The sequence below is a fragment of the Aeromonas sp. Marseille-Q7275 genome, assembly GCF_965119515.1.
In genome coordinates, this window is sequence record NZ_CBCPLW010000010.1 from 23,434 (window position 1) to 47,852 (window position 24,419).

Here is a 24,419-nt window from a genome sequence, read left to right on the forward strand (position 1 = left end):
CATTTTTTGCGTCCGAAAACGTTTCTTCTTGTTATTTGAGCTGACGCAAACGTTATGCTCGTTTGCGCTCGTTCTTGGACGAGAGAGAAAATAAACCTTCTGTGCCAATTCACCAGACCCCCGCCACCGGAAATGTGGACAAGATCCCATTCATTGCTAAGAAAATGTGACGAAAAGCAACTGTTAGCGGCAACATTACTCCTTAGTGGGTATCTGAATTCCTTGCCCTGCAAGGGCTGGAGGCCGATGAGCGATCACTCATCGGGTGACATTTTTTGTAATAAAACTGCAATAATTTAGCCTTCATCACAGATTGAATGTTCACAAATGAGCACAATAGGCTCGCTTGCGAATAAGGACTCATCTGGTCGCAGGCATGATCGGGGCACCCTCAACCGCCCATAACAACAATAAGGAAGCAGAACATGCTTAGTCTCTTCAGGCCTGCACCCCACATAGAGCGGCTACCGGCCGACAAGGTGGATCCCTTCTACAAACGCATGCGCTGGCAGGTGTTTTTCGGGATCTTCTTCGGTTATGCCGGCTACTACCTGGTGCGCAAGAACTTCAGTCTGGCGATGCCCTACCTCATCGAGCAGGGCTTCTCCCGCGGTGATCTGGGCCTGGCCCTGTCCGGCGTCTCCATTGCCTACGGTCTCTCCAAATTCCTGATGGGGAACGTGTCGGATCGCTCCAATGCGCGTTACTTCCTCTCCGCCGGCCTGCTGCTCTCGGCCGGCATCATGTTCATGATGGGGACAGTGCACTGGGCTACCTCCAGCATCGCCATCATGTTCGTGCTGCTGTTCCTCAACGGCTGGGTGCAGGGCATGGGCTGGCCGCCCTGCGGTCGCACCATGGTGCACTGGTGGTCACAGAAGGAGCGGGGCGAAGTGGTCGCGGTCTGGAACGTGGCCCACAACGTGGGTGGCGGCATGATAGGTCCGCTGTTCATCCTGGGGATGGGCTGGTTCAATGACTGGCGCAGTGCCTTCTATGTACCGGCTGCTGCTGCCGCTGCCATTGCGGTGATCGCCTTCTTCGTGATGCGTGATACCCCGCAGTCCGTGGGTCTGCCCCCCATCGAGGAGTACAAGGACGACTACCCCAAGGATTACAACGAGAGTCACGAGCAGGAGTTTTCCGCCAAGGAGATTTTCGTCAAGTACGTGCTGCACAACAAGCTCTTGTGGTACATCGCCATTGCCAACGCCTTCGTTTATCTCATTCGTTACGGTGTGCTGGACTGGGCGCCGACCTACCTGAAAGAAGCCAAAGACTTCAGCGTGGATCACTCCTCCTGGGCCTACTTCCTCTATGAGTGGGCGGGCATCCCGGGCACCCTGCTGTGCGGTTGGATCTCGGACAAGCTGTTCCAGGGCCGCCGCGCACCGGCCGGTATCCTGTTCATGGTGCTGGTGACCCTGGCTGTGCTGGTCTACTGGCTCAACCCGGCGGGCAACCCCACCGTCGACATGCTGGCCCTGGTCGCCATCGGCTTCCTGATCTATGGCCCCGTCATGCTGATAGGTCTCTATGCGCTGGAGCTGGCGCCGAAGAAGGCGGCCGGTACCGCGGCGGGCTTCACCGGTCTGTTCGGTTATCTGGGTGGCGCCGTGGCGGCCAACGCCATGCTGGGCTACACCGTTGACCACTTCGGCTGGGACGGCGGTTTCATGGTGCTGACCGCATCTTGCGTGCTCTCTATAGTGCTGCTGGCAATGACCCTCAAGCACGAGAACATCGCCGTCGCTGCCAAGAAGGCCGCTGCCGACAAGGCATAAAACGTGATCCTGCCCTTATCAGTCCGAAAAGGGATAGGGTACACTGCCAAAGGCCCCGCAATGCCGGGGCCTTTTTTCGTCTCTCAAGCGGAGTGCAAGCGTGAAGCAAACCCAACGACATCTGGAGATCCTGGACGTTCTGACAAGGCAGGGCTTTGTCTCGACCGACGATCTGGTGACCCATTTTGACGTCAGCCCCCAGACCATTCGCCGGGATCTGAACGATCTCGCCGAGCAGAACAAGATAAGGCGCCATCACGGCGGGGCCTCATTGCATTCGAGTACAGTCAATACCGCCTACAGCGCCCGCAAGGTGATGCAGCTCAAGGAGAAGGAGCGGATCGCCCGCGAGGTGGCCGCCAATATTCCGGACGGCTCGTCGCTCTTCATCGACATCGGCACCACCACGGAAGCCATCGCCCGCGCCCTGCTGGATCACAGGGAGCTGCGCGTGGTCACCAACAACCTCAACGTCGCCAGCATACTCACCGCCAAGGATGACTTCACCGTCATCATCGCCGGTGGCGAGATCCGCAACCGGGACGGCGGCATCGTCGGGGAGGCGACCCGTGACTTCATCGGCCAGTTCCGCATGGACTATGGCGTCATCGGCATCTCCGGCATCGACAACGACGGCTCCTTGCTCGATTTCGATTACCACGAGGTGAAGATAGCCCAGGCCATCATCGCCCACTCCCGCCAGGTGTTCCTGGCCGCCGACCACACCAAGTTCGGGCGCAATGCCATGGTCAACCTCGGCAACCTCAACCAGATCCACGCCCTGTTCACGGATCAGGAGCCGCCTGAGAAGCTGATGCGACTGATGTCCCAGCATCAGATAGCCTGCCACATCTGCTGAGTCTCCCCACGCCGCACTAGCATCAGGCCGCCGTCAGGCGGCCGCTTTCTTGCTGCTCTCTCACGGGGCCTTCTCCATGCGGGGCGCCTTGCCCCTGCAGCCTCTCTCCTTCTGTCCCTGTGGCGCCGTCTCGGCTGGCCGCTGCCTGCTTGAGCTAAAAACAACGGCTATCCTCTCGTCCCAGGTGGTTTGCCTCTGGGCAATCTCAGCTTCAGAGCTTGGCTCCTTCGGCCTCGGCCAGTCGCGCCAGCATCCGTTGCGGCAGATTCGCCTTGGCAGTAGGGACTATGGCGAGGGCTTGGGGTGGCACTTTGTCACCGACCGGCAGCATTTTTAGCATTGTCAGAACAATCGCGATCACATTTCTCTCACGAAATGTTCGTTTATTGGTTTTTCATGTTCTAATATGAGCGAAATCAAACATTGCCGGCATGGCGAACACAAAATAAGAAAGTAGGTGAACATGAGCGAACATTATGATCTGGTCGTCGTCGGCGGCGGCATCAACGGGGTCGGCATTGCGGCGGATGCGGCGGGGCGGGGGCTGAAGGTGGCGCTGTTCGAGGCACAGGATCTCGCCTCGGCCACCTCGTCCAACTCCAGCAAGCTGATCCACGGCGGCTTGCGCTATCTCGAACATTACGAATTCAGGCTGGTGAAAGAGGCGCTGGCGGAGCGGGAGGTGCTGCTCGGCATGGCGCCGCACATCGCCCGTCCCATGCGCTTCCGGCTGCCGCACCGCCCGCACCTGCGCCCGGCCTGGATGATCCGTGCCGGCCTCTTCCTCTACGACAACCTGGCCAAGCGCGACAAGCTCAAGGGGAGCTGCGGCCTGCGCTTCCTGCCGCAAGATGGCCTCAAGAGCGGCATCAACAAGGGGTTCGAGTACTCGGACGCCTGGGTCGACGACGCCCGCCTGGTGGTGCTCAACGCCATGATGGCCCGGGACAAGGGCGCCGATGTGCAGACCCGCACCCGCTGCGTCAAGGCGGTGCGCGGATCCAAGCACTGGACCCTGACCCTGGAGCGGGAAGGGGGCGAGCAGTTCAACGTCACCTGCCGTGGCCTGGTCAATGCGGCCGGTCCCTGGGTCAAGACCTTCTATGACGAGAGCCTGCACGAGAAATCCCCTCGCGGCATCCGCCTCATCAAGGGCAGCCACATCATAGTGCCGCGCATCCATGAGCGCGAAGAGGCCTATATCCTGCAAAACGAGGACAACCGCATCGTCTTCGTCATTCCCTACCAGCAGGACTACTCCCTCATCGGCACCACGGACGTGGAGCACCATGGCAGCCCGCGGGAGGCGAAGATCAGCGAGGCCGAAATCAGCTACCTGTGCAAGGTGGTCAACGCCCATTTCACCCGCCAGATTGCCCCCTCCGAGGTCATCTGGACCTATGCCGGGGTGCGGCCCCTGTGCGATGACGAGTCCGACTCTCCCCAGGCGGTGACGCGCGACTACACCCTTGAGCTCTCCGGCGAATCCGATGGGGCGCCGCTCTTGTCGGTGTTTGGCGGCAAGCTCACCACCTATCGCAAGCTGGCCCAGGCCGCCTGCAACAAGCTCAAACCCTGGTTCAGCCAGATGGGGGAGGACTGGACCGCTACCAGCCGTCTGCCCGGCGGCGAGTTCGACTGCTCCACCACAGAGCTGGCCCGCGCCTACATGCTCGAATTCGACTGGCTGGACGAGCGCAGCGCCCGCCGCATCGCCGAGGCCTATGGCAGTCATGCCCGTCTCTGGTTGCACGAGGAGCGCGGCCAGCACTTTGGTGCCGGACTGTATGAATCCGAAGTGCGCTATCTGATCAGCCGCGAGTGGGCCCATTCGATGGAAGATATACTGTGGCGCCGCAGCAAGCTGGGGCTGCGCCTCTGTGATGCCGAGCAGCAGCAACTGCACGCCTGGCTGGAGCAACACCATCACGCCCTGCCCAAGGCAAGCTGATGAAGAAGCGGGCGGCCCTTGCCGCCCGCCGTTAAACTGCAATAAACCTCTGCTATAACAACTACCTACATCCAATAAACAATAACAAAGAGCCGTTCTTATGAAACAACCTCACCTCTCCCTGGTGGCCCTTGGCCTCGGGGTTGCCCTCGCATTGCCCGCCTTGGCCGCAGATGACGGCAAGATAGTGATCGCCCACCGCGGCGCCTCCGGCTACCTGCCCGAGCACACCCTGGAGTCCAAGGCGCTGGCCTATGGCATGGGGGCCGACTATCTGGAGCAGGATCTGGTGATGACCAGGGATGACCAACTGGTGGTGATGCACGATCACTTCCTCGACGGCATCACGGATGTGGCGACGCGCTTCCCCGGCCGTGCCCGCCCGGACGGCCGCTACTATGTGGTGGATTTCACCCTGGCCGAGGTGCGCTCCCTGCGCATGACGGAGCCGTTCCAGCTGGTGGGGGGCAAGCAGGTGCCCGTCTATCCGGCCCGCTTCCCGCTGTGGAAGTCGAGCTTCAAGATCCACACCTTCCAGGAAGAGATAGAGATGATCCAGGGGCTCAACAAGAGCACCGGCAAAGAGATCGGCATCTATCCGGAGATAAAAGCCCCCTGGCTGTTCCGCCACGAGGGCAAGGACATCTCCAAGGCGGTGCTTACCGTGCTCAAGGAGTACGGCTACACCGGCAAGAGCGACAAGGTCTATCTGCAGAGCTTCGACGTGGATGAGCTCAAACGCATCGACACCGAGCTGATGCCGGCCCTCGGCATGGACTTGAAGCTGGTGCAGCTGATGGCCGAGACCGACTGGAACGAGACCATGGTCTACGACGCCAAGGGCAAGGCGACCCCCTACGACTATGGCTGGATGTTCAAGCCGGGTGCCATGAAGACCATAGCCGGCTACGCCGACGGCATTGGCCCCTGGAAGCCGATGATAGTCACCGAGCCGGGCACCCCGGGCAAACCTGTGTTTACCAATATGGTGAAGGAGGCCCACGCCGCCGGTCTCAAGGTACACCCCTATACCTTCCGTCAGGATGAGGGGCAGATCCCGGCCTATGCGAAAGACTTCACCGACCTGCTCAACATCTTCCTCTATCAGGCGGATGTGGACGGGGTGTTCAGCGACTTCCCCGACAAGGCGGTGGCGGTCATCAAGGCCCACGGCAAATAATAAAAGAAGAGCAACACGGGAACGCAAGCGGGGCCAGGTGCCCCGCTTTTTTATGGCGGCAGGTTGGCCAGGGCGTGACGAGGTACAGGGTGTAATTATTTGTTTACGATTTTCGTGGTGCAGGGGGCCTCTCACGCGCTACTTTCTGGCTGTTTTGGTCACGGTAGTGGTCATTAATCCATCTATTGATGCACTACACCGCTAGTTTCACTTGATTGTTTGTTTTTCCTTGGTAAGGTGAGGGCGGTTGCGTAACAAAGCGCTGACTTGTGTAAATAAATAAATACACTTTGGCGCAATTGGCTTAAATACAGTAGAGAGAATGAGAAAATGCAAAGAGACCCCCTGAACAACATCCATATCCAGTCCGAACAAGTGATGATCACGCCTGCCCAGCTTAAGGAGAAGCTGCCCATCTCCGACAAGGCGCTGGCATTCGTGCAAGGGGCCCGCAATACCATAGCCGACATCATCCACCGTCGGGATCACCGCCTGCTGGTGATCTGTGGACCCTGCTCCATCCACGACATGGACGCCGCCAAAGAGTACGCAACCAGACTCAAAGCGCTGCATGATGCCTACCAGGACTCTCTCTACATTGTCATGCGGGTCTACTTTGAGAAGCCACGCACCACGGTCGGCTGGAAGGGCTTTATCAACGATCCGAACCTCGACGGCACCTTCGACGTGGAGCTGGGGCTGCACCGCGCCCGGGAGCTGCTCTGCTGGCTCGCCGAGCTGGAGTTGCCGCTGGCGACCGAGGCGCTGGATCCCATCAGCCCCCAATACCTGGCCGAGCTCTTCTCCTGGTCGGCCATCGGCGCCCGTACCACCGAATCCCAGACCCACAGGGAGATGGCGTCCGGTCTCTCCATGCCGGTCGGCTTCAAGAACGGCACCGACGGCAACCTGGGTACCGCCATCAATGCGCTGCAGGCGGCCTCCAGCCCCCACGCCTTCATGGGGATCAACCAGCAGGGCCAGGTCGCCTTGTTGCAGACCCAGGGCAACCCGGATGGCCACGTGATCCTGCGCGGCGGCAAGCACCCGAACTACGACTCCGTCAATGTGTCGCTGGCGGAAGAGGCGCTGGAAAAGGCGGGCCTGCTGCCCGGCCTGGTGGTGGATTGCAGCCACGGCAACTCCAGCAAGGATCACCGGCTGCAGCCCAAGGTGGCGGACAACGTCATCCACCAGATCCAGGAGGGCAACCGCTCCATCATAGGGGTGATGCTCGAATCCAACCTGTTCGAGGGCAACCAGTCCAGCGAGCAGCCCAAGTGCGAGATGCGCTACGGCGTCTCCATCACAGATGCCTGCATCGACTGGGAGACCACGGATGCGCTGCTGGCCCGCTGCCACAGCCAGCTGGCGGCGCCGCTCAAGGGCAGAACCGCGCCGTAAGTCGTGGTATCTTGTCGTAACTGATTGAACCATAGAGGTATCACTGCCCACGCAGTGATACCTTGTTGCCTCTTGAATCACAGGGCGCCGCCGCCTGCGGCGCCGGCAGGGACTGGATATGGCTGAAGAGTTGAATGCCCTCAGGGACAAGATAGATGCGGTGGACAGGCAGCTGATTGATCTGCTGGCCGCCCGTCTGGCCCTGGTGGGGGAAGTGGGTGAAGTGAAGAGCCGCCACGGCCTGCCCATCTATGCACCGGACAGGGAGGCGAGCATGCTGGCCCGCCGCCGGGCCGAGGCCGAACTGCTGGGGGTGCCCGGGGATCTTATCGAGGATGTGCTGCGCCGGGTGATGCGCGAATCCTATATTCTGGAATCCGCCAGCGAAAAGGAGAACCACTTCAAGTGCATGAAGCCGGATCTTGGTAAGGTGGTCATCATCGGCGGCCAGGGTCAGCTTGGCCGCTTGTTCGGCCAGATGTTCGGCCTCTCCGGCTACCGGGTCGAGACCCTGGAGCAGGGGGACTGGCCGCGCGCCGACGAGATCCTCGCCGATGCGGGGCTGGTGATGGTGGCGGTGCCCATCGACATCACCTGCCAGATCATCGACCGGCTCGGCAAGCTGCCTGCGGATTGCCTGCTGGTGGATGTGACCAGCGTGAAGGCGGCGCCGCTCGATCACATGCTGGCGGTGCACCAGGGGCCTGTGCTGGGGCTGCACCCCATGTTCGGGCCGGATGTGGCGAGCCTCGCCAAGCAGGTGATCGTCTGCTGCCAGGGTCGCGACCCCGCCGCCAGCCAGTGGCTGCTGGATCAGATGACCATCTGGGGCGCACGGCTGCAACAGGTGGAGGCCAAGGCTCACGACGAGGCCATGACCCTCATCCAGGCGCTGCGCCACTTCGCCACCTTCGCCTACGGCTGGCACCTCTCCCGGGAGCAGGCCAACATCGACCGCCTGCTTGCCTTGAGCTCCCCCATCTACCGGCTGGAGCTCGCCATGGTGGGGCGGTTGTTTGCCCAGGATCCCCACCTCTATGCCGACATCATCCTCTCGTCACCGCAGAACCTCGCGATGATCCGCCGCTACTACCAGAACTTCGGCGAGGCGCTGGGGCTCTTGGAACGGGGGGACAGGGACGGCTTCATCGAGGCCTTCTCGCAAGTCTCCAGCTTCTTCGGCGAACATGCCGACGAGTTCCTGCGCGAGAGTCGCACCCTGCTGGCCCAGGCCAACGACCGTCGTCACCATGTCTGACGGCACGCAATCATGACAAAGGGGCCGCTTGGCCCCTTTTTTTCATGCTGATCAGGCTGAGGCCCGACTACTCGGCCGATGGCAGCCGCAGATCGGCGCCATCCCAACCCAGCGGCAGGGTGAGCAGCTGATCGATGAGCTCACGGCGATCGGATTTATCCAGATAGGCGAGATAGAGCGGGCGGCTCAGCGCCTGTCCCCCTTCCACCAGGTGCAGTTGTCCCTGCTCCAGGAAGGGGCTCACCATGCGCCGCGGCAGATAGGCGGCGCCCCCGTTGGCCAGCACGAACTGCAGCGCCATGCTGGCCGAACTCGAGTGCAGCACCGGGGTCTTCTGCAGGCTCTGCAACCGGCTGGAGGGGGGCTCGAAACTGGTGCCCCAGTCGAGGTGAATATGGGGCATCTGCATCAGGCTGTCCGCATTGGCGGCCGGCTCCCGGCTCACCAGCTCGAACACCAGCTCGCCTATGGGATGCAGGGCTATCTCGTCTATCTTGGTCGGCTCGGAGAGCAGGGCGAGATCGAGGGAGCGCTCCAGCAACTGGCGGCACAGGTGCTCGCGAGACGCCGTCTCGAGCCGCACCGCGAGACCGGGGGCCAGGGCATAGACGTGGTTGAGCCAGTCATTGAAGTCGAGCTCCCAGAACACCGCGGGTGCACCTATGGCGAGCTGCTGACTGAAACCGGGGGAGAGGGCCACGTCCTGCTTGGCGCGGCCCAGGGTATGCAAGATGGCGTCTGCGTAAGGCAGCAGACGCTCACCGGAGGCGGTCAGACGGATGTTGTTGCGATGGCGGGCAAACAGGCTGACCCCGAGTTGTTGCTCGAGCTGGCGGATCCGAAAGCTGACCGCCGACTGGGTCAGGTAGAGATTCTCGGCAGCCCGGCCAAAATGCCGGGTCTTGCTGACCTCGATAAAGGTCCGAAGCAGCTCGGTATCCATTAATCGAGGGACTCGTCGCTGCCACCGCCGCCACCGCCCTCAAAGCTGCCGCCCGCATCCTCATTGGCGCCACCCGCGACTGTGCACAGACGGTGCACCCGCTTGGGACCAATCACCTTCAGGTACTTGAACCATACCTTGGCGTGGGGGTTGCTGCCGGCTGCGCCAGACTTGACCTGCTCGATGAAGGCGCTTTCTACGTCATCGCGGGGGGCCAGGTTGCCCTGATAGAGCGCCAGCATCACTGTGCCGTACTTTTCCAGACTGTCCGCTTCGGCCACGGTGAATTCGCCACTGCGACGCAGGCCACGGGGAAAATGTTTGAAGTCGTTGAAACGCTTGTCTGATTCGAAGCTCATAGTGCTCTTGTTCTGGTTAGTTTGACCTTTGCGGGCAAGTATCATCAGGCCGTCGCAGAGTGCAAAATCAATTTTCTTACTATGTTAATAAATATCTTTTATCGAACGACCTTTATCTCATCCCGAGGGAGGATTTTGCGGTCCACAGCACAAAAAGCCTGAAAAATAGTGGAGTTATGTCAGGTTTTGTACAGCTGGACCCGGTCTCTGCGGGGTGAAAACAATAAAACAAAGGCGCCATACGGCGCCTCTATTTGTTCATGGATTGGCTGAACCTGAGCGTCGGGCACTCATTCAATCATGGCTGGCTGCGCCAGGTTGTCGGCACGCCACAGACGGTAGCGCACTTCATACTCCTGCGGCACATAGATGACGAACGGCAGCTTGGAGTTGTAGTTCACGAAGAAGCCCTGACCATAGATCTGGACGAAGCTCTCTTTCTTCTGGCCATCCGGGCAGGCCATCAGGGTGCTGACAGGACCCGAGACCTGGCCCAGGGTCAGGTAGTTGTAGCCCCAGCCCTTGACGCTGTGCTGTTCCAGGTTGCCGGCGAAGCGGGGCAGGTTGCAGTCCACCAGCATCTTCTTGCCCACTTGCAGCTCGACCATCATGTCGGCTTCGTTTTCGACTTCCGGCAGGCGGATCACGACACGTTCCTGGTTCACTTCGGCGGCAGGGAACATGCTGATATCAAATTTTTTCGGTTCGGCGGCGAAGGCATGGCCGCCCAGTAACAAGGCGCCCAGCAGGCTAAAACGCAATACAGTTTTCATCTGTACCTCATGGGATTGGTTCAACGCCGCTAGACTAACCGCTCTGCCCGTTTCACGCCAGCGCTCCGGCGCGCAAAACCAGCCTGAACCGGCACAGGGTGACGTAATTTGATGCTTTTTTGACGCCTTCCACCCCAAAGGGGCCATTCGGGGGAAAACCGGGCAGGGGAGTCCCCGCCCGGACTGCTCACCTTACCAGCAGCACCTGCTTTGCCCAGGAGCCGGGGGCCCGCATGCCGACGGCACCACTGGTGATGTCCAGATAGGCGACGCCCTTGCTGGCGGGCACCGGGGTCGAGGACCAGAGGTAGACATAGCCGTCGTTCACCTCCTTGCCGTCCCCGGCCATGGCGCGGGGGAAGAGGGTCTCGTTCAATGCCGGCTTGTAGCAGGCGGACTCCAGTATGCTGATGAGCTCCTTGATGGTGGGCAGGCGCCAATCGGTGTGGCCGCCGAAACCGTGGAGGGCATGGCTCGGCTCGGTGCGGATCCGCTCTGCGGTCAGCAGGGCCTGCTGCCAGTAGAGCCGGGTCGGCTCGCCGCTGCAGCTTCCATTCTGCCAGCTTTGGCCGAGCTGGCAGCGCATCCAGGTGAGGCCGGAAGCCCGGTCGGTGACGGTGCCGTTGCCGCGATCCAGGAAGCGGGAGCTTGGGCTGGTGCGCGGCAGGCTGTCGTCGCAGATGGCGATGGCCAGTGCCAGGGGGCTGCACAGGGTGAGCAGCAGGGTCAGAAGATACTTGTTCATCGGGTTACCTCGGCCACAAGGCGCAGTTGTATGGCATTGATTTCATTTTCGTTCTGGACGCCATAGGGGTAATCGGTGCCCGCATCCTCCCCCAGGAACAGAGGGCTGATGACGGCGATGGGGACGCTCTCGAGGCGCCGGGATGGGGTCAGGGTCTGGGTCCAGTAGCTGCCATCGAAGTCGCCGCTCGAGGGACCGACGTCGGGGAAGTAGCGCACATCCAGGCTGACCCGCTTGCCATCCTGGCGGGCGAGGGAGCCGTAGTGTTGCAGGCTGCCTAGCTCCTGGGCCGTGGGCAGGCGCCAGTGTCCTATGCCGCAGAGTCGTTGTCCATTGAGCCATTGGCGATACTGCTCGGTGGAGCAGATAGCTTCCCCCTCGGGGCAGGCATAATCCAGCTCCGCCTGACTGGGGTGATAGTTGCCAAACTCCCAGGCGAAGACTTTGTGCAGATCCCGCGGACTGTCCGGATCATCGAGCTTCTTCTCCCAGATGAGGCCGGTGTTGAGATCCTCCACGCACTCCCACTCGTCGGCATTGTCCGCCAGGGGCTGCCCCTTGCCGTCCAGCTTGCGATAGCGCAGGGGCGCCTGGCCCAGGCTCGCCTCCTGGCCCGGGTGATCCGCAGGCTCCTGGGTCAGCAGGTAATCCACCCCGTCCGTGTAGGTGGTGACGCCGCTGGCGGTCACCAACGCCCGGGGTTGCTGCTGCATCAGCACGGCGGCGAGTCTGGCCTGCTGGCTCAGGAGCTCGGGGCTTGCGGCAAAGTGGCGGGCGAGCTCGGGCAGCAGGGTGACCAGCCCCTGCCAGATCTGGCGTTGGCGCTCGCCGGTGGCGAGACCGGGCAGGCTGGCGGCGTCATCCCGTGTCGCCAGGGCGAGCGCCTCCAGAGCCCTGTTGAACTCCTCCAGCTGCACCAGGGCCGCGAGTCCCTGATCCGGTTGCAGGGGCGCAAGGGCGAGCAGCAGCTCGGCCAGGGCCTGGGCAGGCGGTATCCCGTCCGCGACCCGGGTCTGCAGCAGCGTGCTCAAGGGGGTGGGGGTGAGGTGCTGATCGTCCAGGCGCGCCGCCGGGTGGGTCAGGGTCAGGGCGTCCGGATCCCGGGGGAGGAACAGCAAGGGGCTGGTGAGCAGGCCGGGGGCGCTGGCGCTCAACTGGCGCGCGCCAGCCTCGCCACTGACCACGGGCTCGCCTGGCTCGCAGTTGTCGTTCTGGTTCAGGTTGACGCACAGGGTGCCCACTGCGGGCAGGTTGACCGTCAGACGGTAGTCCGGCGCGGTCAGGGGCGCCTCATCGGATCCGCCACCACCACAGGCGCTGAGCAGGGGGGCCAGCAGACAGGCCAGCGGGGTCATTCTTATCTTCATTTCTTGTCCTTGGAGGGGCCTTGGCCCCTCTTTGCTTTTATGGGGATGGATCAGCCGCGACGGCAGAGGCGGCGCCAGAGGGCGAGCGGCAGCAGCCAGAGCAGGTTGACAGTGCCGCCCCCGCTGCTGTCCGCGGTGTCGAAGTGGATGATGCCGTCATCCGGCGGGGCGACGGGCTCACCACACTGGGCGCCGGTGCGCTGGCTGATGCTCCAGCCGTTGATGCGCCCCTGATGGCCCGGCTTGCTGTCCACCACCTCCAGGGTCCAGCGACCGGCCAGCGGCTCTCCCACCAGGGGGGTGAAGGGCTGCAGGGGCAGCAGCTCGGTGGGGAAGACCCCCTTGAGCCGTGGCAACGGGCTGTATCCCTTGTCCCAGATCTGGATGCGGGTGCCTGAGGGGGAGTTGAGCCAGATCTCCAGCTCATCCAGGGCCTGGTGTTGCAAGTCCAGGTTCAGCTGCAGGCGATCGCTCACCCGGGCGTCGCTCTTCTCAAGCACCAGGCTGGTTTCGCTGATGCCGCGCACCTCCTCGCTCTGGGCATCCTTGAGGGTCAGCGGCTGGCCGTTGGCCCGGCTGATGACGGGGGTGCCTATGGGCAGGGTGAGGGTCTGCTGCCACTGACGCTCGGTCGGGCTGGTGCCGCTCATGGCGAGGCTCACCGGCAGGCTCACCTCGTCGCCACAGGCCAGCGGGCTGGCGGCCAGCAGTCGCACTGTGGTGGTGAGGCTGGCGCCGGCCGCCAGGGTGGTCGCTGACCAGGCCAGGGGATCGGCCTGCAGGCCGGCGGGCAGGGACAGGGTCAGGGCGTTGAGGGTCACCGGGGTGCTGCCGGCGTTGCTGAGGTCCAGTTGCACCGACTGACGCTGCCCCAGCGCAAGGGCGCTGCCCTCGGCCAGGGCGACGTTGACGGGGGCCTGCAGCAGCCCGTGCTGGCGAAACGCCTGCTCCAGATGGCGAGCATAGGAGCGCGCCGGATAGAGGCGCGCCGCCGTGTCCACGGTAATGCGGGCCAGCTGCGGCATGCGGATGGCGGGCCCCAGGCCGAAGTGAGACTCGATGACGAGGCGATCGAACTCGTCCCGCGCCCCTTCCCCGTGCTCGGCCACAGACGCCAGCAGGGCCTGGAACAGCGGGGTGCCCCACAGCTGATCCCCGTTGCTGCCGTTGATGGTGCGGTGGGCCGGGTAGTTGTAGTCCGGGTGGTAGCGGGCCCGAGCATCATCCAGCTGGCGCGGGGTGCGGTCGGTGAAGCGGGCATCCCAGTTGAACACCATGGCGGGCTCGAACTGGCGGCCCGCCTCGCTGCGCTGGCGATGGCTGGCGGCCAGGAAGTCGCCGAAGCCCTCGCCGATGGCGCCCCAGTCCCCCTCTTCCCCGAGATCCGGCACTATGTGGTGCTGCACCCCGTGGCCGAACTCGTGCCAGATCACCATGGGATCCTCGGCATCGGGGACGCCGCTGCGGCCCAGCTCCAGCCTGCGCTCGAACGGATCGTAGAGGGAGTTGTCCTGATAGCCTGCGTCCGTGTCGACGTCGAGGGCGCCGGGGATGAGGTCGGTGAAGCCGAGGGCCTTGAGGTGACGCTGGGCGAGATCCAGGTGGTAGTAGGCGTTGATGTCGGCAAAGCCCGGGTCGTCCCGGGTCAGGCGAAAGGCCTGCTGGCTGTCTGTCCCGTAGGGGGCGGTGGTGGGCTCGATGGCATCCACCACCCTGGCATGGGGGCCGCTCAGCACATAGTCCGAGCCCTGCAGGCTGACCGGCAGGGAGACCTTGTCCTGATAGGCGGCATCCGCCAGTACCAGAGCCTCGTGCCAGACCAGGCTGGCGTCTTGCAACTGGGTGCGGGGATCGGGATCGAACACCCGTGCCAGGACGCGCTGATCTCCCGCATCGGGGGTACGCTGCGCCTGGGTGCTCGCCTGATCGCCCCAGCGGCCGAGCTCGCGGTCCCCCTCGCAAGTGGCAAACAGCTGGATCCGGGTGGCCTTGGCATTGCCCTCCTTGTGCTCGCTCACCCGCTGGCGCAGGGCCGGCACCAGGGTGTCGCCGTCGCGCCAGTACCAGGCTTCGACCGGCCCCAGCGGGTCTATCCGGCTGCCGTCGGCGCGCAGCTGGTCCAGCAGGGGATCCAGGCTGGTGCTGGCATCGCAGCCGGGCGCGGTGCTCTGCAAGGGGCGCAGATTGTGATAGAGGCGCCAGGGTCTGCCGGCGCCGTCTATGCTGACGGCGGCCTGGGTGGTGGCCACCGGCAGGCCGTTGACCAGCATGCGGAAGCTATGGTGATGGCCGAGCAGGCTGGCCCTGTCGTAGTCGGGGGCGAGCGTCACGCCGAGGCGCTGCTCCAGCCAGGCCTGGGGCGTGGTGGTCAGGGGGGGCTCATCGACAAACTGCAGCTCGGCCGCCAGCAGGGGCTGGGGGAGCAGGGTTGCCGCCAGCCAGAGGGCCAGGGAGGAGGGTTTCATGGGTGACTCCAAAACAGAAAAGGTGAATGCGGACATCAGTGACGGACCCCAGCCAGGGAGAGCAGGAAGGCATATTCACGGGCAGCCTTCTGCTGCGCGGTACCCGCACTGGCGAGATGGCCGCCGTCGAGTTCGGTGTGCAGCAGATAGGGACCGGCCCCTGTGCTGTGGGCCCGCAGGCGGGCCAGCCACTTGAGCGGCTCCCAGTAGGGCACCTGGCTGTCGTGCAGCCCGGCCGTCACATAGAGGGGCGGGTAGGGGGCCGCGTGCAGGTTGTCGTAGGGGCTCAGGCGGCGCATGACCGCATAGTCGGCCGGGATGGCCGGATTGCCCCACTCCCCGTACTCCTGGCGGGTGAGGGGCAGCTCGGGATCCTGCATGGTGCCGAGCAGGTCGACGAAGGGGACCTGCAACACGGCCCCGGCGAAGCGGGTCGGTGCCTGATTGAGGGCCGCCGCCACCAGCAGGCCGCCGGCGCTGCCCCCCATGGCGAACAGCCGGTTCGGATCGATGGCGGGATCCCGGGCCAGGCTGGCTGCCACCGCCAGAAAATCGTCCACGCTGTGTTGCTTGCGCTGGCCGCGACCCTCCTTGTACCACGCCTCCCCCAGCAGGCCCCCGCCGCGCACGTGGGCGATGGCGTAGACGAAGCCGCGATCCAGCAGGCTCAACACCTGGGGCTGGTAGTAGGGGCGCATGGGGGTGCCGTAGGCGCCATAGCCGTAGAGCAGCAGCGCCTTGGGCGCCTGGATGTCCTTGCGCCACACCAGGGAGACAGGCACCTTGACGCCGTCCTTGCCGACGACCCAGCGCCGCTCGCTCTGATAGAGGGGGCTCGCGACCGGTTTGTCAGCGGCTTGCCATTGACCGGAGGCGAGATCCAGCCAGCGCTGGTGCGGCGCCTCGGCCATGCCCTGGCGGCGGATCAGGATCTGCTGGCTGGCGGGATCATGGGCCCCCTGGATCCAGGCCGTGCCGGCCCCTTCGGTGAGCGCCAGGCTGTGGGTCAGCTTGCCCCCTGCATCCAGCACATCGAGCCAGTCGTCCCCTGCCTTGCGGTATTGCAGCACTGTGTGGCGGGCAAACAGGCGCCACTTCTCGAGCTCCCGGCCCTCGCCGGACCAGAGGGGCTGCCAGGGATCAGTCGCCAGGCTCGTTAGGCTGGGCGCCTGATAAAGCCCCATGGCCCCGTCCCGGTTGCTCTTGACAAGCACCCTCTCCCCCTGGGTATCCAGGTAGTATTCGAGCCCATGTTCACGGGCCCTGAGCAGGCTCGGGCCGCCCTCATCCAGCAGGTATTGCTCCGAGCTGTCGTGGTTGTTGCTCTGCAGCACCAGGTGGCGGTTGTCCGTGGTGCGATAGAGGCTGAGCAGCCAGGCGGGATCGGCCTCCCGGTGCACCAGCGACTCCTTGCCGGCCTGCCAGGCCCACAGCTGCCAGGGGCGCAGGGTGCGGGGTTCGTTGGCAATGGTGTAGAGGGTCTTGCCATCCAGGCTCCAGAGCAGATCGCTGGCCCGGTGCGCCAGGGTGGTGAGCGTCTCGCCGCTCGCCAGATCCAGCACTGTGATGCGGTAGTCCCTGTCCCCACGGCTGTCTTCGGCCAGGGCAAGCAGGCGGCCATCCGGGTGCAGGGCCCAGGCGGCAATCTCGTAGTAACCCTGATCGGGCTGACGGGGGGCCAGCCGCTGGCGGGGGGCGTCGCGGGCGTCGCTGCGCTGCCACAGGCTGCCGTCCGCCTCCATGCGCCATTGGCTGCCCGCCTGAGTCAGCCACTCCTTTGGCAGGGGCTCGCCCCGTTCCCTGGCCTGCCACTCCCCTTGCAGCGTTGTTTCGAGGGGCTTTTGGGCGGCGAGTTGCTCGTCGGTCCAGCGATTCTGCTCGCGCAGCAGCGCCAGCAGCTCGGGGGCGCGGCGACTGTCGTCACGCCAGCCGCCATAGGGATCGAGGCGGGCTATCACCCCTTTCATCAGTTGTGGACGCTCGGGGATAAGGGGCGCTGCCTCCTGGGTTGCCTCAGGAAGCGGGGCGGCAGGGGCCGGGGTGGCCAGCAGGCTGGCCAGTACAAGCAGGCTGTGCATCAGATCCCCACGAAGGTGTAGCGCAGGCTGGCACTCAAGGTGCGGCCGCTCTGGGTGAAGAGGGAGGCGTCGGTACCGGCTTCCAGCCCGGCCACGTCCTGATAGCGGGTGTAGCGGGTGTCGAACAGGTTATCGAGCTTGAGGTTGACCTTGAGGGCATCGGTGATCAGCCAGTCCGCCGTCATGGCGAGACTGAACCAGCCCGCGCTCGTGAGGCAGGCATCCTGGCTCTTGGTCAGGCTGTTGCCGCAGCTGGGCACCCGGCTCATGGCAGCGGCGTAGTCCGCCTGCACCCCCAGGCTCCAGTCATGGGTCTGGTAGCTGAGGCGAGTGTTGCCCTCCAGCGGGGTCAGGGTGCGCAGAGCCTCGCCCTGGCTGTCTTCCCCGTCGACCCAGCCGAGCTTGGTGGCCAGCTCCCACTCCTGGGTCAGCCAGTAGCTGGCGGCGATTTCCGCGCCCCAGGTCTCGGCCTTGGCCACGTTGCGGTACTGGCGCAGGATGACGCCGTCACTCAGGCGCAGCCCCACCTCGCGCCAGTCGATGAAGTTGTAGTAGCGGTTGTAGAAGAGGGCCGGCTTGATGCTCCAGTTCTCCCCCTCGCCGCTGAGCCCCCACTCAAGGCTGTGGCTGGTCTCCTCCTTCAGATCCGTGTTGGCGATGATCTGGAATGGCGGCAGGGCGAAGTAGTGGGGAATGTTGCCGTACACCTTGTCGTAGGAGGGGGCCCGAAAGCCGTTGGCATAGCTGAGCCAGCTGCGCCACTGCTCGTTGACACGGTAGCTGGTGGCCAGGCTCGGGGAGAGATGCCAGCTGTGGTTCTCGCCCTGATTGCCATCCTGCGGGCGCAGCCACTGGTGATCCATGCGCAGGGTGGGGGTGAACTGCCACCGGCCCAGGGTCGCCACGTCGCCGAGCCAGACGCCGGCCCGGTCGGTGCGGGCACTGCTGAAGGGCTCGGACTGGCTGGGCTGGGGTACCCCCGCCTCCAGGCTCAGCTTCTCCACCGGCCGCTCGTGGCGGGTACGCTCCAGCTCGACGCCGTAGCTCAGCTTGTGGGCGATGGCGCCGGTGACGAGATCCCGGCGCACGTCCAGCTCGCTGCCGACCCTCTCTTCGGTGAAGGTGGAGAGCTCCCGCTCGCTGCGGTAGCGGGGATAGCCGCTCAGCAGGTCGTTTTGCAGCAGGCTGCGCTTGTTGGCGCTGTTCTTGGAGTGGTTGCCATAGAGGCTCCAGGTGAACTGATCCGCCAGCAGACTGCCGAGATCGCTCGCCTCCCAGCCAAGCTTGCCCCCCTGGGTGCGCTGGCTGCCCTGCTCGTGGTATTGGCGCACCTGCCACTTGCCGTCGGGCTGGGGCACTTCGCGCGGTCCCTGATCCCGCTCCGCGTTGTCCTCGAAGTAGTCGAGCTCCAGGCGCAGCAGGTGGTGATCGCTTAACGGGAAGCGGGAGCTGGTGGAGGCGCTGAGGCCGTCCAGATCCGCCGGGATGCGGCTCTCGTCATAGTTGGCGGTCTCGTGCCCCTGCCAGCCGGAGACCCGCAGCAGGTGCTCGCTATCCAGTACCCGGGCGGCGCCGGTGGCGCTCAGCTTCTGCTTGTCGCTGCTGCCGTCCTGCAGCACCTTGCTGTCCAGATAAGCATCCTGCCCCTGCAGGTAGTCCTCCGGCTGCTTGGTGGAGATGACTATGGTGCCGCCGATGGCGTCGGAGCCATGCAGGGAGGAGCCGGCACCCTTGGCGACCTCTATCTGCTTGACGTCATCGAGATCGAAGCTGAAACGGCCCACCTTGTCGTTGAGGTCGTCGGCGCCGAAGCCGTCGCTGACCCGCACCCCATCCTTGATGATGAGCACCCGGTTGCCGCCCATGCCGCGGATGATGATGTTCTGCGGCCGACCGGCGGAGCCGGTCACCGAGACCCCGGGTTCGTTCTTGAACACGTCGGTGAGCTCGGTGGCGACCTGGCGATCCAGATCTTCCTCCGTGATGACGGTGATGGAGCCTGAGACATCGGACAGCTTCTGCTCGATGCGCTGCCCCTTGACCACTATGGTCTCGTGGGCCCTGGGTTCGGGATCTGTCCCGGCGGGATCGCTGGCGGCCAGGGCTGTACCGGACAGCAGCATGGGCCAGTAGTGAAGCAGTGTTTTCATTGTTGATAATGATTTTTATTTAAGCCTGAAGGGCGCGGATTATTGCAGATGAATCCCTTCGCTTCAACGATTGATAATCATTATCATTTTGGTTTTATGATCTTGATCGGACTGAGTTTTTTGAGAGATGAATCAGTAGTTGCAGGGCATACGTTTGCGAAAGGCGCTGACCGGGGGAGGGGAAGGGAGCGTTCCACCTGGATCTTGAGGCAATAAAAAGCCCGCCGAGAAGGCGGGCTGATTGGAGCCGTGCTAGCACCTAGGGAGTGCGATAGAAGCGGTTGAGCTCGTTCATCACCTGGATCATGGCCCCCATGTCCGGGGTGCCGTGCTTGATGGGGCGATAGGTGGCGCGATCCAGCAGCTCGAAGTCACCCTGCTTGTTGAACTGGGTGATGGTGTTGTCCTGATAGATGGCAAAGTCATTCTGATCGCCGGCCAGCAGCCAGTTGCGCGGGCTGGTGTCGAACAGGCTGCGCCCCGTGCTGTAGTCGCGAGGAGGATTGCGTACCCCCAGCATGCCCTTCATCAGGGTCGGCACCAGATCCAGATGGCTGCTTGCCTGCTCCTGTGGCTGGCTCTCGACGCCGGGCCAGGCGAGGACCAGGGGAACCTGCACCTGATAGGGGGAGTAGTTGCTGCCATAGCCCCAGCTGTTGCTCTGGGTTTCGTTGAACTCCTGGCCGTGATTGGAGGTGATGACGACTATGGTCTGCTCGCTCAGACCCTGCTGCTGCAGTTGGGAGAGCATCTGCTCCAGCAGTTGGTCGGTGTAGAACACCGAGTTCTTGTAGCGATTCTCCAGCTTCTGCAGGTTCTCGGGTCTGTAGGCGGTAGCCGGGTTGAACCGGGTCAGCTCGGGCTGGAAGGGGCCCTTGAGGCTGGCGGGCACCTGATAATCTCCCGGGCTCGAGAGATAGACCAGGGAGAACCAGGGTCTGTCCGCGGTGCGCGTGCCAAGCCACTGCTGCCAGTCGCCGATGAGGCGAGTGTCATCACTCTGGCGGGAGACAAACACCTGCTTGCGCAGGCCGGCGAGCAGGCTCTGCTGATATTGCTTGGCGTCTTCCAGGGCACCGAACAGGCCGAACTGATAGTCCTGGCGCAGCATCTCGTCAAACAGCACCGGCGGGCGCTTGTCGGCACGGATGTCGCCATAGTAGTGGCCGGGCAGCCCGTAGAAGAGGCCGAACATCCCCATGGCGTCATCGTTGCCGCCACTCATATGGCGTCTGTAGTTGAGGTGCTGATCCGCATAGCGCTGCAGATTGGGCATGTTGATGTTGTTGAGCATGTCGGCCCGCAGGGAGTCGACCACCACCACCAGCAGGTTCTTGTGCTCGCTCGGGGCACTCACGCTGAGAGGGCGCAGGGGATAGAGCAGGCGATGTTCGGCGCTGCCCTGGTTCTCGGCCTTCTTCTCATACTGCTCGAGATCGAGCCAGCCATGTTTGGCCAGGAAGCTTCGGGCTGTCATGGGGTAGGAGAGCGGGAAGTTGGCGCGCTGCATGGTGATGGGCTGATACAGGGTCGCATCGGCCCAGCTGTTGACCAGGTGAGTCAGCATGAAGCAGACCAGCAGGGCCAGCCCCACCTGATTGCCGTACTGGCGGCGCTTGCGCTTGTTGATCTTGCGCCACACATAGGCCGACAGCAGCAGTTGCAGCAGGAAGATGGTGGGCACGGCGACGAAGATGATGCTCCAGATAGAGCCCTCTTCGGTCTGGGCCTGATCCAGCAGCAGTTGCCACACCTGGCCATTCAAGTGGAACTTGAACAGCTGGAACACCTGGGTGTCGATGAGCAGCAGCACCTGCGCCAGGGTGGCGATGATGGCCGAAATGAAGCGCAGTGGCTTCTCCCTGGGCAGCACGAAGCTCAAGGGGAAGACGGTCAGCAGATAGGTGACGAAGCTCAGGAACGAGAAATGGCCTATCCAGCTGACGATGAGATAGGTGACCCCGAGCGTGGTCGATGGCCAGCTGATGGAACCCAGATAGCGGGTCGCGATCAGCATGGCCAGGATGATGTTGAAGAAGGAGAACCAATGCCCCCAGGTGATCAGGCGAGAAACGTTATCACGATAGGGGTTGCCGGTTTCGACCATAATGATCCATCTGCTTGAAAAACATCAAAGAATGCGAAGAAACTCAGTGAGCATCGTGGCGATGATCCACCGAGGCGGTGAGCGCCTGGATGTACTTCTCGGTGATCGCCTGACGCTGGGCCGGGGCCATACCGTTGATGATGTTGGTGGTCAGGTTGCCAAGCACCATGAGACTGAGATCCACCGGCGCCTTGTGTTTCTCCAGGGCGGTGATCAGGTCGTTCATCAGGGCGTCAAACTGCTCGTTATTGTACTTTGATACGATGGGCATAATCTTGGGTTCATCTCGGTTCAAAGCGCCTTATAATACTTCACCCTTTCGGCTAACACTATGGCTTTGTGACATGAGTCTCGATATCGACAAGATCATTCTTCACTCCCTGCGCGCCGGCAATGACGGTCAGCCCCACGCCGATACCCGCAGTCAGACTCTGCCTGCCGACGAGGCGGTGCAAGGGCTGATGGCAGAACTGCATCGCATCTACAACGGCAAGGGTGGCAAGGGCTTCGGTTTCTTTGCAGACCCGGAAGCCGACGTCGCCGAGCTGGCAGAAGGTGAAGAGGCTCCCAAACAGCCGTCTCCGGCCTTTCGCATCGCCCTCGAACAGCTGCTTGGCGAGCAGACCGAATTCGTCCCCTTTTCGATCACCCTGACCCAGATGCTGGTCAAGCAGCTGGTGGAGCACGCCCTCGATGAACAGGGCGTGCTGCTGATTGCCAAATACAACTATGTTGGGGTCGATTATCTGATGATCGCCCTGCTGGAGGGCAAGGAGAGCGTCACCGTCAGCGAGGCGCTGGACCTGCGTCACATTCATTATCTGGATATCGGCAAACTCAACCTGGTGGCCCGCATCGATCTGACCGAGTGGAAAACCCAGCCTGACTCTCGTCGTTATATCACCTTCAGCAAGGGGCGGGTCGGCCGCAAGCTGGGGGACTTTTTCATGGACTTGCTGGGTGCCCGCGAGGGCATGGATGCCAAGGTACAAAATAAAGGCTTGCTGCAGGCGGTGGACGATTACTGCGACAGCCGCCAGCTCGAACCCGCCGAGCGCAATGATTACAAGAAGCAGGTCTTCAAATATTGCACCGAGCAGGCGAGCGCCGGTGAAGAGATCGAAATCAAGGAGCTCTCGGCGGAATTGCCGGGGGACGGCGATCTCGATTTTTACAGCTTCATCGGTCAGGAATATGAGCTGGAAGATCGCTTCCCGGCCGATCGATCCACCCTGCGCGGTCTGACCAAGTTTGTCGGCTCAGGTGGCGGTCTCACCCTGAGCTTCGAGCAGAAATTGCTGAACAGCCGGGTCTTCTACGATCCCCAGACCGACACCCTGACCATTCGTGGTGTGCCGCCCAACCTCAAGGATCAGCTGCTGCGCCAGTCATAATGTGATCCAGTCACCATTTCTGGCAAAAAGGCACCGGAGTCCGCTCCGGTGCCTTTTTATTTAAGGGGGAGATGAGTCTGGAATCCGGCTTGGTACTTTTGTTAACACATTAAACAAAATAATGGAGTTGAAAGGGTTTTCAATGGGGTGAAACCCCTTTCAATGGTGTAAATTTATTTCTTTTCGGTAATTAATTTTCCATGCAAGGCCAAAAATATGGCGATAAATCCCGATAAGTCGCTGAAATAAGAAAATGTTTTCATAACTTTCTGGAAGAAAATACGTAATTGCATTTCAAAAATGCGAGGCGTGTCATGTGAGGCGTTGCAGGCTTGGGATAATATTCATCTCGCACACAATGCTCTTACAGCGCGGAACTAATACAAGGAAAGGCTCATGAAAAAGAAATTGCTGTCATCCCTGATCGGTCTGGCTACCCTGGGTGTGGCTTGCTCAGCCACTGCTGCGATTGACGAAGGTCAGCTGACCATCTGGATCAACGGTGACAAGGGCTACAACGGCCTGGCCGAAGTAGGCAAAAAGTTTGAAGCCGAGACCGGCATCAAGGTGACCGTCGCGCACCCGGACCAGGTAGAAGTGAAGTTCCAGCAAGCCGCCGCCACCGGCAACGGCCCGGACATCTTCTTCTGGGCTCACGACCGTTACGGTGAGTGGGTCAAGGCCGGTCTGCTGGTGCCAGTGACTCCGAACGCCGCCACCAAGGCCAAGTTCGAGCAGTTCGCCTGGGACGCCATGACTGTTGATGGCAAGACCTATGGCTACCCGGTCGCGGTGGAAGCCGTCAGCCTGATTTACAACAAGGATCTGTTGCCCAATCCGCCCAAGACCTTCGAAGAGATCGCCAAGATCGACGAAGACCTGAAGAAAAATGGCAAGCGCGCCATCATGTGGGCCTATGACACCCCCTACTTCAGCTACCCCCTGGTGGCTGCCAACGGTGGTTATGCCTTCAAGAAGACCGCCACCGGTTATGACGTGAAAGACACCGGCGTGGCCAACGCGGGTGCCAAGGCCGGCGTCGGCTACATCTCCGAGATGATCAAGTCCGGTCACCTGGAGAAGGGCATCGACTACGGTGTCATGGATGCCAAGTTCAACAAGGGCGAAGTGGCCATGATGATCAACGGTCCCTGGGCCTGGAGCAACCTGGACAAGAGCGGCATCAAGTACGGCGTAGCGCCGCTGCCGACCCTGAAGGGTAATCCGGCCAAGGCCTTCGTCGGCGTGCTGGGTGCCACCATCAACGCCGCCAGCCCGAACAAGGATCTGGCCATCGAGTTCCTGGAAAACTACCTGCTGACCGATGCCGGTCTGGCGCCGGTGAACGCCGACAAGCCGCTGGGTGCCGTGGCGCTGAAGTCCTTCCAGAAGACCCTGGAAACCGACCCCAACATCAAGGCCACCATGCAGAACGCCCAGAATGGCGAGCCGATGCCGTCCGTGCCTGAGATGAGCCGTTTCTGGTCTTCCTTCGAAACAGCCCTCAAGAACGTCACCTCTGGCCGTCAGAGCGTTGACGAAGCCCTGGATACCGCTGCCAAGCGCATCGTCCAGTAAGCTAGCACCAGGGAGGCCTTCGGG

At 62.5% G+C, this 24,419-nt stretch carries 19 protein-coding genes; 8 read left to right on the forward strand and 11 right to left on the reverse strand.

All coding sequences use genetic code 11. The features are described 5' to 3' along the window. Nucleotides 1-425 precede the first annotated feature (425 nt). Both glpT and ACWPWQ_RS11115 read left to right on the forward strand, forming a co-directional pair. On the forward strand, nucleotides 426-1,784 hold the full coding sequence (gene glpT, locus ACWPWQ_RS11110; protein WP_139435903.1) for a glycerol-3-phosphate transporter: 1,359 nt from the start codon (nucleotides 426-428) through the stop codon (nucleotides 1,782-1,784). 100 nt (nucleotides 1,785-1,884) lie between these two features. After that, complete coding sequence (locus ACWPWQ_RS11115; RefSeq protein ID WP_005328190.1) at nucleotides 1,885-2,643, forward strand: DeoR/GlpR family transcriptional regulator; 759 nt, start codon at nucleotides 1,885-1,887, stop codon at nucleotides 2,641-2,643. Nucleotides 2,644-2,854: 211 nt separating this feature from the next. Here ACWPWQ_RS11115 and ACWPWQ_RS11120 read toward each other — a convergent pair whose 3' ends face one another. Beyond that, entirely contained in the window at nucleotides 2,855-2,983 is a 129-nt protein-coding gene (locus tag ACWPWQ_RS11120; protein WP_454009789.1) for a hypothetical protein, read from the reverse strand. 123 nt (nucleotides 2,984-3,106) lie between these two features. Between ACWPWQ_RS11120 and glpD the strand changes: the two genes are divergently transcribed. The 4 genes from glpD to tyrA all read left to right on the forward strand — a co-directional run bounded on the left by glpD (nucleotide 3,107) and on the right by tyrA (nucleotide 8,436). Further along, nucleotides 3,107-4,594 (forward strand): glycerol-3-phosphate dehydrogenase, encoded by a 1,488-nt coding sequence (gene glpD, locus ACWPWQ_RS11125; RefSeq protein WP_202046248.1) that lies wholly within the window; start codon nucleotides 3,107-3,109, stop codon nucleotides 4,592-4,594. Nucleotides 4,595-4,694: 100 nt separating this feature from the next. Further along, complete coding sequence (gene glpQ / locus ACWPWQ_RS11130) at nucleotides 4,695-5,774, forward strand: glycerophosphodiester phosphodiesterase (RefSeq protein WP_454009790.1); 1,080 nt, start codon at nucleotides 4,695-4,697, stop codon at nucleotides 5,772-5,774. Nucleotides 5,775-6,104: 330 nt separating this feature from the next. Further along, nucleotides 6,105-7,178 (forward strand): 3-deoxy-7-phosphoheptulonate synthase, encoded by a 1,074-nt coding sequence (locus tag ACWPWQ_RS11135; protein WP_319912912.1) that lies wholly within the window; start codon nucleotides 6,105-6,107, stop codon nucleotides 7,176-7,178. 118 nt (nucleotides 7,179-7,296) lie between these two features. Further along, a complete protein-coding gene (tyrA, locus tag ACWPWQ_RS11140) occupies nucleotides 7,297-8,436 on the forward strand; it encodes a bifunctional chorismate mutase/prephenate dehydrogenase (RefSeq protein ID WP_454009791.1) in 1,140 nt (379 codons plus the stop codon). Between the two features lie 67 nt (nucleotides 8,437-8,503). Here tyrA and hdfR read toward each other — a convergent pair whose 3' ends face one another. From hdfR to ACWPWQ_RS11190, 10 genes are all read right to left on the reverse strand, one after another. Continuing rightward, nucleotides 8,504-9,379, reverse strand: coding sequence for an HTH-type transcriptional regulator HdfR (gene hdfR / locus ACWPWQ_RS11145; protein WP_454009792.1), 876 nt, complete (start codon nucleotides 9,377-9,379; stop codon nucleotides 8,504-8,506). Then, on the reverse strand, nucleotides 9,379-9,738 hold the full coding sequence (gene maoP / locus ACWPWQ_RS11150; RefSeq protein ID WP_005328181.1) for a DUF413 domain-containing protein: 360 nt from the start codon (nucleotides 9,736-9,738) through the stop codon (nucleotides 9,379-9,381). Before maoP ends, hdfR begins: the two co-directional genes overlap by 1 nt. Before the next feature lie 290 nt (nucleotides 9,739-10,028). Further along, nucleotides 10,029-10,511, reverse strand: a complete 483-nt coding sequence (eco, locus tag ACWPWQ_RS11155; RefSeq protein WP_005328180.1) for a serine protease inhibitor ecotin — start codon at nucleotides 10,509-10,511, stop codon at nucleotides 10,029-10,031. 187 nt (nucleotides 10,512-10,698) lie between these two features. Next, entirely contained in the window at nucleotides 10,699-11,256 is a 558-nt protein-coding gene (locus ACWPWQ_RS11160; RefSeq protein WP_234677884.1) for an Lcl C-terminal domain-containing protein, read from the reverse strand. Next, on the reverse strand, nucleotides 11,253-12,611 hold the full coding sequence (locus ACWPWQ_RS11165) for an Lcl C-terminal domain-containing protein (protein WP_454009844.1): 1,359 nt from the start codon (nucleotides 12,609-12,611) through the stop codon (nucleotides 11,253-11,255). The genes ACWPWQ_RS11160 and ACWPWQ_RS11165 overlap by 4 nt, the downstream gene beginning before the upstream one ends. Nucleotides 12,612-12,673: 62 nt before the next feature. Next, complete coding sequence (locus ACWPWQ_RS11170) at nucleotides 12,674-15,088, reverse strand: proprotein convertase P-domain-containing protein (protein WP_454009793.1); 2,415 nt, start codon at nucleotides 15,086-15,088, stop codon at nucleotides 12,674-12,676. Nucleotides 15,089-15,123: 35 nt separating this feature from the next. Next, nucleotides 15,124-17,166: a prolyl oligopeptidase family serine peptidase gene (locus ACWPWQ_RS11175; protein ID WP_454009794.1), complete on the reverse strand. Its 2,043-nt coding sequence runs from the start codon at nucleotides 17,164-17,166 to the stop codon at nucleotides 15,124-15,126. Then, nucleotides 17,166-19,316: a TonB-dependent hemoglobin/transferrin/lactoferrin family receptor gene (locus ACWPWQ_RS11180; RefSeq protein ID WP_454009795.1), complete on the reverse strand. Its 2,151-nt coding sequence runs from the start codon at nucleotides 19,314-19,316 to the stop codon at nucleotides 17,166-17,168. Before ACWPWQ_RS11180 ends, ACWPWQ_RS11175 begins: the two co-directional genes overlap by 1 nt. A 259-nt stretch (nucleotides 19,317-19,575) precedes the next feature. Further along, nucleotides 19,576-21,423: a DUF3413 domain-containing protein gene (locus ACWPWQ_RS11185; RefSeq protein ID WP_247626783.1), complete on the reverse strand. Its 1,848-nt coding sequence runs from the start codon at nucleotides 21,421-21,423 to the stop codon at nucleotides 19,576-19,578. Between the two features lie 43 nt (nucleotides 21,424-21,466). Further along, nucleotides 21,467-21,694, reverse strand: coding sequence for a YejL family protein (locus tag ACWPWQ_RS11190; RefSeq protein WP_011705556.1), 228 nt, complete (start codon nucleotides 21,692-21,694; stop codon nucleotides 21,467-21,469). Between the two features lie 73 nt (nucleotides 21,695-21,767). On the opposite strand from ACWPWQ_RS11190, the gene yejK reads away from it, so the two are divergent. Both yejK and malE read left to right on the forward strand, forming a co-directional pair. After that, nucleotides 21,768-22,817: a nucleoid-associated protein YejK gene (gene yejK / locus ACWPWQ_RS11195; protein WP_202046239.1), complete on the forward strand. Its 1,050-nt coding sequence runs from the start codon at nucleotides 21,768-21,770 to the stop codon at nucleotides 22,815-22,817. A gap of 396 nt (nucleotides 22,818-23,213) precedes the next feature. Further along, nucleotides 23,214-24,395 carry a maltose/maltodextrin ABC transporter substrate-binding protein MalE gene (gene malE / locus ACWPWQ_RS11200; RefSeq protein WP_025326475.1) on the forward strand — a complete coding sequence of 394 codons (1,182 nt, stop codon included), beginning with the start codon at nucleotides 23,214-23,216 and terminating at the stop codon, nucleotides 24,393-24,395. Nucleotides 24,396-24,419 lie beyond the last annotated feature (24 nt).